This is a genomic window from Pantoea sp. RSPAM1, assembly GCF_038816185.1.
Classification (GTDB): Bacteria; Pseudomonadota; Gammaproteobacteria; order Enterobacterales; family Enterobacteriaceae; genus Pantoea; species Pantoea ananatis.
On the sequence record NZ_CP046137.1, the window covers coordinates 105,000 to 118,104 of the forward strand.

Annotated in this window: 9 protein-coding genes; 5 read left to right on the top strand and 4 right to left on the bottom strand. The window is 51.8% G+C overall.

Annotated features, from left to right (window positions below; genetic code table 11):
* The first annotated feature begins 74 nt into the window (after positions 1 to 74).
* The gene (polA, locus tag GKC68_RS01005; RefSeq protein WP_342656513.1) at positions 75 to 2,861 is read left to right on the top strand and encodes a DNA polymerase I; all 2,787 of its coding nucleotides are present in this window, start codon (positions 75 to 77) and stop codon (positions 2,859 to 2,861) included.
* A 395-nt stretch (positions 2,862 to 3,256) separates the two neighbouring features.
* Here polA and yihA read toward each other — a convergent pair whose 3' ends face one another.
* The gene (yihA, locus tag GKC68_RS01010) at positions 3,257 to 3,892 is read right to left on the bottom strand and encodes a ribosome biogenesis GTP-binding protein YihA/YsxC (protein ID WP_047714068.1); all 636 of its coding nucleotides are present in this window, start codon (positions 3,890 to 3,892) and stop codon (positions 3,257 to 3,259) included.
* A gap of 549 nt (positions 3,893 to 4,441) precedes the next feature.
* On the opposite strand from yihA, the gene yihI reads away from it, so the two are divergent.
* From yihI to hemN, 3 genes are read left to right on the top strand one after another with little or no spacing between them, the layout of a single operon-like run.
* Positions 4,442 to 4,963 carry a Der GTPase-activating protein YihI gene (yihI, locus tag GKC68_RS01015; protein ID WP_047714064.1) on the top strand — a complete coding sequence of 174 codons (522 nt, stop codon included), beginning with the start codon at positions 4,442 to 4,444 and terminating at the stop codon, positions 4,961 to 4,963.
* A 55-nt stretch (positions 4,964 to 5,018) separates the two neighbouring features.
* Positions 5,019 to 5,195, top strand: coding sequence for a high mobility group protein Z (locus GKC68_RS01020; RefSeq protein ID WP_110146220.1), 177 nt, complete (start codon positions 5,019 to 5,021; stop codon positions 5,193 to 5,195).
* A 2-nt stretch (positions 5,196 to 5,197) separates the two neighbouring features.
* Entirely contained in the window at positions 5,198 to 6,571 is a 1,374-nt protein-coding gene (gene hemN, locus GKC68_RS01025) for an oxygen-independent coproporphyrinogen III oxidase (protein WP_058706072.1), read from the top strand.
* A 40-nt stretch (positions 6,572 to 6,611) separates the two neighbouring features.
* Here hemN and glnG read toward each other — a convergent pair whose 3' ends face one another.
* The 3 genes from glnG to glnA all read right to left on the bottom strand — a co-directional run bounded on the left by glnG (position 6,612) and on the right by glnA (position 10,681).
* Positions 6,612 to 8,021 (bottom strand): nitrogen regulation protein NR(I), encoded by a 1,410-nt coding sequence (gene glnG, locus GKC68_RS01030; RefSeq protein ID WP_014332989.1) that lies wholly within the window; start codon positions 8,019 to 8,021, stop codon positions 6,612 to 6,614.
* Positions 8,022 to 8,028: 7 nt separating this feature from the next.
* Entirely contained in the window at positions 8,029 to 9,078 is a 1,050-nt protein-coding gene (glnL, locus tag GKC68_RS01035) for a nitrogen regulation protein NR(II) (protein WP_028722032.1), read from the bottom strand.
* A gap of 193 nt (positions 9,079 to 9,271) precedes the next feature.
* Entirely contained in the window at positions 9,272 to 10,681 is a 1,410-nt protein-coding gene (gene glnA / locus GKC68_RS01040; RefSeq protein ID WP_028722033.1) for a glutamate--ammonia ligase, read from the bottom strand.
* Between the two features lie 432 nt (positions 10,682 to 11,113).
* Between glnA and typA the strand changes: the two genes are divergently transcribed.
* Positions 11,114 to 12,937, top strand: a complete 1,824-nt coding sequence (typA, locus tag GKC68_RS01045) for a ribosome-dependent GTPase TypA (protein WP_028722034.1) — start codon at positions 11,114 to 11,116, stop codon at positions 12,935 to 12,937.
* Positions 12,938 to 13,105 lie beyond the last annotated feature (168 nt).

The following is a 13,105-nucleotide window of genomic DNA, read 5'->3' on the forward strand; positions in this document are numbered from 1 at the left end:
TCTTGATTAACCCTTTTCGCCAAGGTGTGGCATCCTTATAGGCCAATCCATGGCAACGAAGAATACACAGACATATGGCGCAAATAGCAGAAAACCCCCTGATTTTGGTTGATGGCTCATCCTATCTTTATCGCGCGTACCACGCTTTCCCGCCGCTAACCAATAGCGCAGGTGAGCCTACTGGTGCTATGTATGGCGTGCTCAACATGCTGAAAAGCCTGTTGGTACAGTACAGCCCTACACATGTTGCTGTGGTGTTTGATGCTAAAGGCAAAACTTTCAGGGATGAACTGTTTGAACATTACAAATCCCACCGGCCACCGATGCCTGATGATTTGCGGTCACAAATAGAGCCGCTGCACGAAATGGTGCGTGCGATGGGCTTGCCGCTGTTGGCTGTCAGCGGCGTTGAAGCGGACGATGTGATTGGTACGCTGGCGTTAGAGGCAGAGAAAAAAGGCCACGCTGTTCTGATTAGCACCGGCGATAAAGATATGGCGCAGCTTGTCACGCCAGGCATTACGCTAATCAATACCATGACGAATACCATTCTTGGCCCAGAAGAGGTCGAGCAGAAGTATGGTGTGCCACCGTCTTTGATCATCGATTTTCTGGCGATGATGGGAGACAGCTCAGATAATATTCCCGGCGTACCCGGCGTGGGTGAAAAAACAGCCCAGGCGCTGCTGCAGGGCCTGGGCGGGATGCAGTCCATTTACGACAATCTTGATAAAGTCGCCGATCTCTCTTTTCGCGGTGCAAAAACCATGGCCGCGAAACTGGAGCAGAATCGCGATGTTGCTTTTCTTTCTTATCAGCTTGCTACCATTAAAACAGACGTTGAGCTCGATCAACCCTGTGAAGCACTTACGGTCAGCGAACCTGATATTAAAGCGCTGCAAGCGCTATTTAGCCGTTTCGAATTTAAGCGCTGGTTGACCGACCTGCAAGAGGGAAAATGGCTGCAGGGTACTAAAAGCAACCGGCAAGCCCAGCAGGTTCTTGCCGATGAGCCGGTGGCGAGTGTTGAGGCTACCAGCCTGCTATCGGCTGACGGCTATATCACCATTCTGGATCAGCAAACCTTAGATGCCTGGGTGGAGAAGCTGAAAAACAGCGAGGTGTTTGCGTTCGATCTCGAAACCGATGGACTGGATACGTTAACGGCTAATATCGTCGGCCTCAGTTTTGCGGTAGCGCCAGGTGAGGCGGCTTATCTGCCCGTGGCACATGATTACCTCGATGCGCCGGAGCAGCTCGACCGCGATGCCGTTCTTGCGCAACTCAAGCCGCTGCTTGAAGATCCTGACGTCAGTAAAGTGGGGCAAAATCTCAAATACGATCGTGGCGTGCTGAAAAACTACGATATTGAACTCGCCGGTATCAAATATGACACGATGCTGGAGTCATATATTCTGAACAGCGTAGTAGGCAAGCATGATATGGACAGCCTGTCTGCGCGGTGGCTGAATCATAAAACCGTTACCTTTGAAGAGATCGCTGGTAAAGGGAAAAATCAGCTCACATTTAATCAAATCGCTTTAGAGCAGGCTGCACATTACGCAGCAGAAGATGCCGATGTCACTCTGCAACTGCATTTGAAAATGTGGCCTGAGCTTGAAAAAGAAGCCGGCCCTAAAAAGGTTTTTGAACAAATTGAAATGCCCCTGCTTAAGGTGATTTCACGTGTTGAGCGTAATGGCGTATTGATCGATCAAGCCATTCTGGCGCAGCACTCTAAAGAGCTGACAGCGCGCCTGGCTGAGCTTGAGCTTAAAGCGCATGAGCTGGCGGGCGAGCCCTTTAATCTCTCATCAACCAAGCAGCTGCAGGTCATCCTGTTTGAAAAGCAGGGCATTAAGCCGACGAAGAAAACACCCGGAGGCGCGCCTTCTACCAGTGAAGAAGTCCTGGCTGAGCTGGCACTGGACTATCCGCTGCCAAAGGTCATTCTGGAGCACCGTGGGTTGTCGAAACTGAAGTCAACTTACACTGATAAACTGCCGCTGATGATCAATCCTGTCAGCGGTCGCGTGCATACGTCCTATCATCAGGCGGTGACGGCTACCGGTCGCCTGTCTTCAACCGATCCTAATCTGCAAAACATCCCGGTCCGTAACGATGAAGGACGCCGCATTCGTCAGGCCTTTGTTGCGGGCAAGGGGAACCGTATCGTGGCGGCGGACTATTCACAGATTGAACTGCGTATCATGGCGCATCTGTCACAGGATAAAGGCCTGCTCGATGCCTTTTCCCAGGGAGAAGATATTCACCGTGCTACTGCGTCAGAGGTCTTTGGCGTGCCGCTGTCTAAGGTCACGGGTGAACAACGTCGTAGCGCCAAGGCCATCAACTTTGGTCTTATCTACGGTATGAGCGCGTTTGGATTATCTCGCCAGCTGAACATTGGCGCAGGCGAAGCGAAAAAGTATATGGATTTGTACTTCGAGCGCTATCCTGGCGTGCTGCGCTATATGGAAAACACGCGCCAGCTTGCAGCCAGTAACGGGTATGTTGAAACGCTGGATGGACGCCGCTTGTGGTTGCCCGACATCAAGTCCAGTAACGCCATTCGTCGTAAAGCTGCTGAACGTGCAGCGATTAATGCCCCCATGCAGGGAACGGCCGCGGATATCATTAAACGCGCCATGATTGCGGTCGATGACTGGTTACAAAAGCAAACCGATGATGCGGTCAGGATGATCATGCAAGTGCACGATGAACTGGTGTTTGAAATCAAAGCTGAAGCCGTCGATGAAGCCAGCAAGCAGATTCGCGCGCTGATGGAGGGCAGTATGGCGCTGGATGTCCCCTTACTGGTCGAAGTCGGCGTAGGCGACAACTGGGATCAGGCGCATTAAGACTCTGGCTGGTGGCGTTTATGCGCCACCGCTGGTGCATTATCACGTGATCAGGCATGAAGCCGGCACTCCGTGGTACCGGCGCTGCATAACGATGCAGTAACTTATTATGGCCTAAGCACTTTTTATGTAATTTAACTACATGCCATACTCATTTTTGTGACGAGCATTGTAAAAAAAGTGACTAAAAATGAAAGAGAGCAACAAAAAACCCTTTGTTGCTCACAAAAAATCAGGTAAAGTTCGAGGCGTAGGGTACAGAGGTAAGATGTTCTATCTTTCAGACCTTTTACTTCACGTAATCGGATTTGGCTGAATTTAGCCGCCCCAGTCATTCTGTGACTGGGGCGTTTTTTATTGGGCTGACGCTAAAAAACGGCAGCCTGTGAGGTTTGTCAGGCTTCAGTGCCCTGATCTTCAACAGCAGGTTCGAGTTCACTAAACCAGCTATTCAGCTTATGGCGCACTTTGTCGACGCCGATTTTTTTCAGCGATGAGAAAACCTCAACCTGCACATCACCCATAAACGCCATTGAGGCCTCTTTCACCATATTGAGCTGGGCTTTACGTGCGCCGGAAGCGAGTTTGTCAGCTTTAGTCAGCAGCAGGAGTACAGGGATCTCGCTCTCAACCGCCCACTGAATCATTTGCTGATCCAGATCTTTAAGCGGATGGCGGATATCCATCAGTACCACCAGGCCTTTAAGCGCCTGCCGCTTTTGCAAATATTCACCTAACGCCCGTTGCCATTTGAGTTTCATCTCTTCTGGCACTTCAGCATAGCCGTAGCCCGGTAAGTCTACGAGGCGCTTACCTTCTGCAACCTCAAACAGGTTAATCAGCTGCGTACGACCGGGTGTTTTACTGGTTCGCGCCAGGCTTTTTTGATTGGTGAGCGTATTCAGGGCGCTGGATTTACCCGCGTTTGAACGACCAGCAAACGCAACTTCAATGCCGGTATCAGAGGGTAAATGGCGGATGTCCGGTGCGCTAAGAATGAAGCGGGTGACATGGTAATTCAGTTCAGACAAGGGAATACTCCAGAAACGCATTAGGGCAATGGCGCTGATTATACGCGTTATGGCGCGAAAGTGCTCAATACCATTGGTGAGACGACGTTGTAAGATATTTGCCATAAATTTTGCCCGTTATGTCTCTTTTTAGTTAAATAATTAAAAAAATAAACCATTAAAATTCAGTGAATTATACTTAAGTACAGGTTTTTTCGCCTAAAGACTGACATGTGTTACTTGAGCCTTTTACCAAATGGTCTACATTATTCAGCAGTGCAGGATGCACTCATCAGGATGATGCGCTCAGGAATGTTGGGATAACGAAGAGCGGCTGGAGTGGAAATGGCTATGGACGGGAGCCGGAAAAGGAAAGGGATACGCTCAGGAGTTGAGCAGGCGCAGGATTAACCGGGACGTTGTGAGCCGAAACGGATTTGAAACATGATTCCTTCTGCTGAAGGTATGAAATAAGGCGACAGCTTGAGCTGTCGCCTTTTTTCTTTGTGTGGTTTCTGCTAGATTTCGCCGCAATTCTATACTGAATAAAAAACACCGGGACCGAACATCATGAAGCAACCTGCAAGCGCTGCGAAAGGTAAGCCTGTCGCCAAAGCGAAACGTAAATCGCGTGAAGAAATTAATAATGAAGCGCGCGATCGTAAACGCGATAAAAAGCATCGTGGCCATGCGTCAGGCAGCCGTGCTAACCCGCAAACGCAGAGCAACAACGGCAAGCAAAGCGCCGCCGCGAAAGATCCGCGTATTGGCAGCAAAAAGCCAGTGGCATTGATCGCTGACGAAAAGGCCGCACCAAAAAAAGCGAAAAACGTCGCGGCCAAACCGGTAAGGGAGAAAAAAGTGTCTCTTACTCCTGAAGAGGAGCTGGCGCAGCTGGAGAACAGTGAGCGCCTGGATGCGCTGCTCGATCGTCTTGAAAAGGGTGAGACGTTGTCATCAGAAGATCAGGGCTGGCTTGACGTGACGCTGGATCGCATTGATGAACTGATGGAACAGCTTGGTATTGAAATGGACGAAGAGGAAGACCAGGAGGCGGAAGAGGATATGTATCGCCTGCTGAAAGGTAACTAAGCTGTATTGATCGGCATGCGCGCATGCGCATGCCATGCTTAACAGGTAAACGACAATGTTTTGGCCTGGATCAATTTTCGCGTTGTTGATGACATGTTATCTGCTGTGGTTATTGTTTAAACTACGGCGACTGTCGCGTCTGAAGCAGCGTTTACGTCGGGTTTCCGCCCGCTCACCTCTCTTTCCTTCTGGATCGCGACCTTTACGACGGCAACGTAAGCGGAAGGAGTGAGCATGTCAGCAATGCAGATTAAGTGGGACCAGGCGTTAATTGAAAAATATAACGCTGCCGGTCCGCGTTACACGTCTTATCCCACCGCCTTAGCGTTCAACGATAAGTTTACTGATAACGACTTCAGACACGCCATTGAACGTTATCCGCAACGTGCCTTATCGCTGTATATTCATATCCCGTTCTGTCATCGCCTGTGCTACTTCTGTGGCTGCAATAAGATTGTCACGCGTCAGTTGCATAAAGCCGACCGTTATCTGAATGCGCTTGAGCAGGAGATCACTGCCCGCGCACCGCTGTTTAAGGGGCGTCAGGTTAGCCAGATGCACTGGGGCGGCGGAACGCCCACGTTCCTTGATAAACAGCAAATCAGCCGGCTGGTGGCGCTGTTGAAGCAGCACTTTACCTTTATCGACGACGCAGAGATGTCGATCGAGGTCGATCCACGTGAAATTGAACTGGATAGGGTCGATCACCTGCGCGCGTGTGGTTTCAATCGCCTGAGCATGGGCGTGCAGGATTTCAATAAAGCCGTGCAGGAGCGGGTGAATCGGATACAGGATGAAGCGGTCATTTTTGCCTTAATGGCGCGGGCGCGCGAGCAGGGGTTTCGTTCAACCAGCATCGATTTGATTTACGGGTTGCCGCTGCAAACGCCTGAAAGCTTCGCTTATACCTTGCAGCGCGTTATCGCACTGGATCCTGATCGCCTCAGCGTCTTTAACTATGCCCATCTACCCGCGCTGTTCGCCGCACAGCGTAAAATTAAAGAAGATGAGCTGCCCTCAGCACAGCAGAAGCTGGATATCCTGCAGCAGACTATTACCACGCTGACCCAGCAGGGCTATCAGTTTATTGGTATGGATCACTTTGCTAAACCGCAGGACGAGCTGGCAGTCGCGCAACGTGAAGGAAAACTGCACCGCAACTTTCAGGGCTATACGACACAGGGCGACAGTGACTTGCTGGGGCTTGGCGTATCTGCGATTAGCATGATCGGCGACAGCTATGCGCAAAACCAGAAAGGGCTTAACGACTGGTACAGTCAGGTTGAAAAACAGGGCCATGGCCTGTGGCGCGGATTACTGCTCAGTGAAGACGACTGCTTACGTCGTGACGTGATTAAACGGCTGATCTGCAATTTCTCACTTGATTTCAGCACGGTCGAAGCGCAGTGGAATATTCAGTTTGAACGCTATTTTGCGGAAGACATGGCGCTGTTAAAACCGCTGATTAGTGATGGGCTGGTGGAGCAGCATGCAACGGGCCTGAGAGTGACGGGAGCCGGACGCTTGCTGATTCGAAATATCTGTATGTGTTTTGATGCGTATCTACGTCACAAGGCGCGGCAGCAGCAGTTTTCACGCGTCATTTAAAAAAGCCGGAGCAGCCTGCGCTGTTCCGGCGGTGGATTTCTTATTCCATGCCCAGTTCTTTGAGCTTACGTGTCAGAGTATTTCTCCCCCAACCCAGCAAGCGTGCCGCTTCCTGTTTGTGGCCCTGAGTATGACGGAGCGCCGTGGTCAGCAACGTACGCTCCATCTCCGGCTGGGCTTCAGACAGTAGATTTTGATGACCGGAACGCAAGGCGCGGTCAGCCCACTGCGCCAGCAGGGTTGCCCAGTTATCCGGCAACGACTGAGTAGGGCTTTCCGGGGTACTGGATTCAAACAGCTCTGGCGGAAGATCCTGGATCAGCACTTCCTGTCCCGCAGCCATAACGGTTAACCACCGACAGGTATTCTCCAACTGGCGCACGTTACCCGACCAGTGCAGACGTGTCAGCGCGGTTTCGGTTTCCGCGTGCAAAATCTTGGCCTCGACCCCCAGTTCCCGTGCCGCAACCTGGAGGAAATAACGGGCAAGACGCGGGATATCCTCACGGCGCTCACGCAACGGCGGCAGATGCACGCGGATGACGTTCAGACGATGGAATAAATCCTCACGGAACTTGCCTTCCTGCACCCGCAGTTCAAGGTTCTGATGCGTTGCGGCAATAATTCGGACGTCAACTTTTACCGGCGCATAGCCGCCGACGCGGTAAAATTGCCCGTCAGCCAGAACGCGCAGCAGTCGTGTCTGAACATCCAGCGGCATATCGCCGATTTCGTCTAAAAAAAGCGTGCCGCCATCGGCCTGTTCAAAACGGCCCTGACGGATCTGATTGGCACCGGTAAACGCCCCTTTTTCATGACCAAACAGTTCTGACTCGATCAAATCCTTGGGAATCGCGGCCATATTCAGGGCAATAAACGGCGCTTTGCTGCGAGGGCTATGGCGATGCAGCGCATGCGCAACCAGTTCTTTACCCGTACCGGATTCCCCGTTGATCAGGACGCTGATCGACGAGCGAGAGAGACGGCCAATAATACGAAACACATCCTGCATGGCGGGCGCTTCGCCGATAATATCGGTGGTCGGGCCGCTGACAGGCTGGTTACGTGGCTGCTGCTGTTCCTGATAGTGGCTGATAGCGCGCTCGACCAGCGCAACAGCCTCATCAATATCAAACGGCTTGGGCAGATAATCAAACGCCCCTTGCTGATAGGCACTGACCGCGGCATCCAGATCGGAGTGCGCCGTCATGATGATGACCGGGAGCATGGGATGGCGCTGTTTAATCTGTTTTAGCAGCGTCAGCCCGTCCATTCCGGGCATACGAATGTCTGACAATAAAACGTCCGGCGTTTTTGTCGCTAATGCGTTCAGCACGTCGTTCGCACTGTCAAAGGTCGCACAGCTCAAACCGGCTCCAGTGAGCGCGCGTTCAAGCACCCAGCGGATGGAGCTATCGTCATCGACGATCCAGACTATCCCTCGTTGCATAGAAACCTCACTGGCGAATAGGCAGGTAAACCGAAAATTCGGTATGACCCGGCCAACTGTTAAACTCAATTTTTCCTGAATGCTGATCAATCAGGCTACGGGCAATAGAAAGACCTAAACCGGTTCCACCTTCACGTCCGCTTACCATCGGATAAAACAGCGTATCCTGAAGCTGTGCCGGAATGCCTGGACCGTCATCTTCGATATCAATACGGGCGACCAGGCGATACCGCGTACCGTGCAGCGTCAGCTGAAAGGCGGTACGGGTGCGAATGACTATCGTGCCACCGTCCTCGCCCAGCGCCTGCAGCGCATTACGCACCACATTCAGTAGTACCTGTTCAATCTGGTCGGGATCGTGGGGCAACTCCGGCAGGCTGGGATCGTAATCGCGGACCAGAGAGACATTTTCTGGCAGCTCCATCGAGACCAGGTTGACCACCCGTTCGGCGACCTGATGAATACTCTGGGTGATGTGCATCCCGGGCTGTTGCGGCCCTAATAAGCGATCCACCAGATTCCGCAGGCGATCGGCCTGTTCAATAATGACTTTGGTATATTCATTCAGCGCGGGATCGGGCAAGGCGCGAGACAGCAGCTGGGCCGCACCGCGCAGTCCGCCTAACGGATTTTTGATCTCATGCGCCAGTCCACGCACCAGATCGCGTGCCGCAACCTGCTGAGCATGCTGGAGTTGTTCCTGGCTCAAGCGACGTTGATTATCCATGGGCGCCATTTCCAGCAAAATCAGGCCCTCTGGCAAGCGCTGCGCTGTCAGCGACATAATATGTGCCCGACCATCGACCACCAGGGTAACTTCACTGTCCGTAAAGCCCTGGCCCGCCTCAAGACTCTCGCGCATTACCTCGACATTCAGCGAAAAGTAGCCGGTCAGTTCAGGTAACGGCGTGCCGAATAATTTACGGGAGCTTTGCGCCAGTAATTGCTGTGCCGCCGGGTTGGCGTAGTGAATAACCAAATCGTTATCCACCAACAAAATACTGTTGATTAAGGTATTGAGAATCTGCCCGGCATCGGGCAGTGAGGCAGTTGCCATACAGCGTTCCTCTGCACTAATTTAGTGCATTGTAATCTCTAAGCCGGAATTAAAGCGAATGAACGATGAATTCGCGGAGAAAAAAGCCCATCCGAAGATGGGCTAAAGTTTCCACGGCAACAAAAAAACGTTTCAGGCTATCGGTGCCGCCTTTGCAAGATCTGTCTGCGGCACCCATTTGCTTATTCTGAAATTAAACGCTGTAGTACAGTTCGAACTCAACCGGGTGCGGCGTCATGCGCACACGATCGTTTTCGGATTTACGCAGTTCGATATAGGCATCGATCGCGTCATCAGTGAACACGCCGCCACGGGTCAGGAACTCGCGGTCTTCGTTCAGGGCATTCAGCGCTTCTTCCAGTGAACCTGCAACTTTTGGAATTTCAGCTTCTTCTTCCGGTGGCAGGTCATACAGGTTTTTGTCCATCGCATCGCCAGGATGGATCTTGTTGATGATGCCATCAAGACCTGCCATCAGCAGTGCGGTAAACGCCAGGTATGGGTTAGCCGCTGGGTCCGGGAAGCGCGCTTCAATGCGACGTGCTTTCGGGCTGGCGACAACCGGAATACGGATTGAGGCTGAACGGTTACGGGCTGAATAGGCCAGCATCACCGGCGCTTCATAACCCGGCACCAGACGCTTGTAGGAGTTGGTGGTTGGGTTCGCCAGGGCGTTGATCGCTTTGGCGTGCTTGATGATGCCGCCGATGTAGAACAGCGCCATTTCAGACAGGCCGCCGTACTTATCGCCAGAGAACAGGTTCTGACCGCCTTTAGACAGCGACATATGGCAGTGCATACCGGAACCATTATCACCAAACATCGGTTTTGGCATAAAGGTCGCCGTTTTGCCGTAGGCATGAGCCACGTTGTGCACGACATATTTGTAGATCTGAATTTCGTCAGCTTTTTTGGTCATGGTATTGAAGCGGGTAGCCACTTCGTTCTGACCTGCTGTTGCAACTTCATGGTGATGGGCTTCAACAACCAGACCCATTTGCTCCATGGTCAGACACATGGCAGAACGGATGTCCTGTGATGAGTCAACCGGTGGAACCGGGAAGTAACCGCCTTTCAGGCCTGGACGATGGCCTTTGTTACCGCCTTCGTATTCTTTGCCAGTGTTCCAGGCTGCTTCGATATCGTCGATAGCAACATGAGAACCCGACGTTGACGAACCGAAACGGATATCGTCAAACAGGAAGAACTCTGGCTCAGGGCCAAACAGAACGGTATCCGCAATGCCTGAAGAACGCAGGTAATCTTCCGCGCGCTTAGCGATAGAACGTGGATCGCGGTCATAGCCCTGCATAGTGCCTGGCTCAAGAATGTCGCAACGAATGATCAGGGTAGAATCTTCAAAGAAAGGATCCATTACCGCTGTGGTTGCATCCGGCATCAGCACCATGTCTGATTCGTTAATGCCTTTCCAGCCGCCGATGGAAGAGCCATCGAACATCTTGCCTTCTTCGAAGAAGTCAGCGTTAACCTGGTGAGCCGGAATAGTAACGTGCTGTTCTTTACCTTTGGTATCGGTAAAACGCAGGTCAACAAACTTAACTTCATGCTCGTTCATCATCGAGAGAACGTGTTCAGCGGACATACTCAACTCTCCTGGAAATGGTCATTGTCTACATGGCGAGAACCGGGTTACGGAATAGACGACTGTGAACTGTCTTTCCTGAATCTGATCCTGACCAGCTCTGTAACCGTTGTCTTACATCGTTTTCATCTGGATAATACAAAGCGAATTCTGTGCCAACTTTATTTCTTTGCACAAAATCGCGCTGTCATGCACCTTTTTGTCATAAAGGTCATGCACCATGATAGTTGCATTGCACTGTTTGTGTGCGATTGGGTTGAAAGTGAGCACTTTTTTGGTGCAAAACATCGATGCAGTGCAAATTTTGCACGCCTATTAGTGCGATTTTGCGACAATGCAATAAACTTTCAGTGAAAAGTGTGATCGTGTTCAGTCTCCCGCTTAATCCGTGTACAATACCGCGTTATTTCTAATGCCTGAGGCAAAAAAGCTGTGATCGAAAATTTGCGTAACATCGCCATCATCGCGCACGTTGACCATGGAAAGACCACCCTGGTTGATAAACTGCTGCAACAGTCCGGTACTTTCGATGCCCGTACTGAAGCCACCGAGCGCGTGATGGACTCCAATGATTTGGAGAAAGAGCGTGGGATTACCATCCTCGCAAAAAATACCGCCATTAAATGGAACGACTACCGTATCAACATCGTTGATACCCCAGGACACGCCGACTTCGGTGGTGAAGTTGAACGCGTAATGTCTATGGTGGATTCGGTACTGTTGGTTGTAGATGCGATGGATGGCCCTATGCCGCAAACCCGCTTCGTCACCAAAAAAGCGTTCGCGCATGGTTTGAAGCCGATTGTGGTTATCAACAAAGTTGACCGTCCTGGCGCGCGTCCTGATTGGGTTGTTGATCAGGTATTTGACCTGTTCGTTAACCTGGATGCGACTGACGAGCAGCTCGACTTCCCGATCATTTTCGCCTCGGCGCTGAATGGTATTGCCGGTCTTGAGCACACAGACATGGCTGACGACATGACCCCGCTGTATCAGGCTATTGTCGACCATGTATCGCCTCCACAGGTTGAAGCGGATGCCCCGCTGCAGATGCAAATCTCTCAGCTGGACTACAACAACTACCTGGGCGTGATCGGTATCGGCCGCATCAAGCGCGGTAAAGTGAAGCCTAACCAGCAAGTCACTATCATTGATAGCGAAGGTAAAACCCGCAACGGTAAAGTCGGTAAAGTCCTGACTCACCTGGGTCTGGAGCGTATTGACAGCGACCTGGCAGAAGCAGGCGATATCATTGCGATTACCGGTCTGGGCGAGCTGAACATTTCTGACACCATTTGTGATCCACAAAACGTGCAGGCGCTGCCGGCACTGAGCGTGGATGAGCCAACGGTTACCATGTTCTTTAACGTCAACACCTCTCCGTTCTGCGGTAAAGAAGGTAAGTACGTGACGTCTCGTCAGATCCTTGAGCGTCTGAACAAAGAACTGGTTCACAACGTAGCACTGCGTGTTGAAGAAACCGAAGATGCTGACGCGTTCCGCGTATCGGGCCGTGGCGAGCTGCACCTGTCTGTTCTGATCGAGAACATGCGTCGTGAAGGTTTCGAACTGGCGGTATCCCGTCCGAAAGTTATCTTCCGCGAGTTCGAAGGCCGTAAGCAAGAGCCTTTCGAGAACGTGACGCTGGATATCGAAGAAACGCATCAGGGTTCAGTCATGCAAGCCATGGGCGAGCGTAAAGGCGACCTGAAAAACATGGATCCAGATGGCAAGGGCCGCGTACGTCTTGACTACGTGATCCCAAGCCGTGGTCTGATCGGTTTCCGTAACGAATTTATGACCATGACCTCAGGTACCGGTCTGCTGTACTCCACCTTCAGCCACTACGATGATATTCGTCCGGGCGAAGTGGGCCAGCGTCAGAACGGCGTCCTGATCTCTAACGGCCAGGGTAAAGCCGTTGCGTTCGCCCTGTTTGGTCTGCAGGATCGCGGCAAGTTGTTCCTGGGTCACGGTGCGGAAGTCTATGAAGGCCAGATCATCGGTATTCACAGCCGTTCTAACGACCTGACTGTAAACTGCCTGACCGGTAAGAAGCTGACCAACATGCGTGCATCAGGAACTGATGAAGCCACCACGCTGGTTCCACCGCAGAAAATGACGCTGGAACAGGCCATTGAGTTCATCGATGACGACGAACTGGTCGAAGTTACCCCTCAGTCAGTGCGTATCCGTAAACGTCACCTGACCGAGAATGACCGTAAGCGTGCTTCACGTGGCGGTAAAGACGCATAATCGCGTCACAAAAAGGCCCCGTTTATCGGGGCTTTTTTTTTGCCTGTGTGCCTGCCAGCACAGTTAAATCCAGCCTAAACCAGCCTGTAACTTCTTCTCTGTACCCTTCCCACTTTGTCCTGTCGTACCTTAAGTTAAGGTTTATATTTTTCTCGTCCGGACTGCCTG

Coding starts and splice junctions, on each gene's coding strand:
- polA (WP_342656513.1), top strand. CDS start 75: ATGGCGCAAATAGCAGAAAACCCCCTGATTTTGGTTGATGGCTCATCC.
- yihI (WP_047714064.1), top strand. CDS start 4,442: ATGAAGCAACCTGCAAGCGCTGCGAAAGGTAAGCCTGTCGCCAAAGCG.
- GKC68_RS01020 (WP_110146220.1), top strand. CDS start 5,019: ATGTTTTGGCCTGGATCAATTTTCGCGTTGTTGATGACATGTTATCTG.
- hemN (WP_058706072.1), top strand. CDS start 5,198: ATGTCAGCAATGCAGATTAAGTGGGACCAGGCGTTAATTGAAAAATAT.
- glnG (WP_014332989.1), bottom strand. CDS start 8,021: ATGCAACGAGGGATAGTCTGGATCGTCGATGACGATAGCTCCATCCGC.
- glnL (WP_028722032.1), bottom strand. CDS start 9,078: ATGGCAACTGCCTCACTGCCCGATGCCGGGCAGATTCTCAATACCTTA.
- glnA (WP_028722033.1), bottom strand. CDS start 10,681: ATGTCCGCTGAACACGTTCTCTCGATGATGAACGAGCATGAAGTTAAG.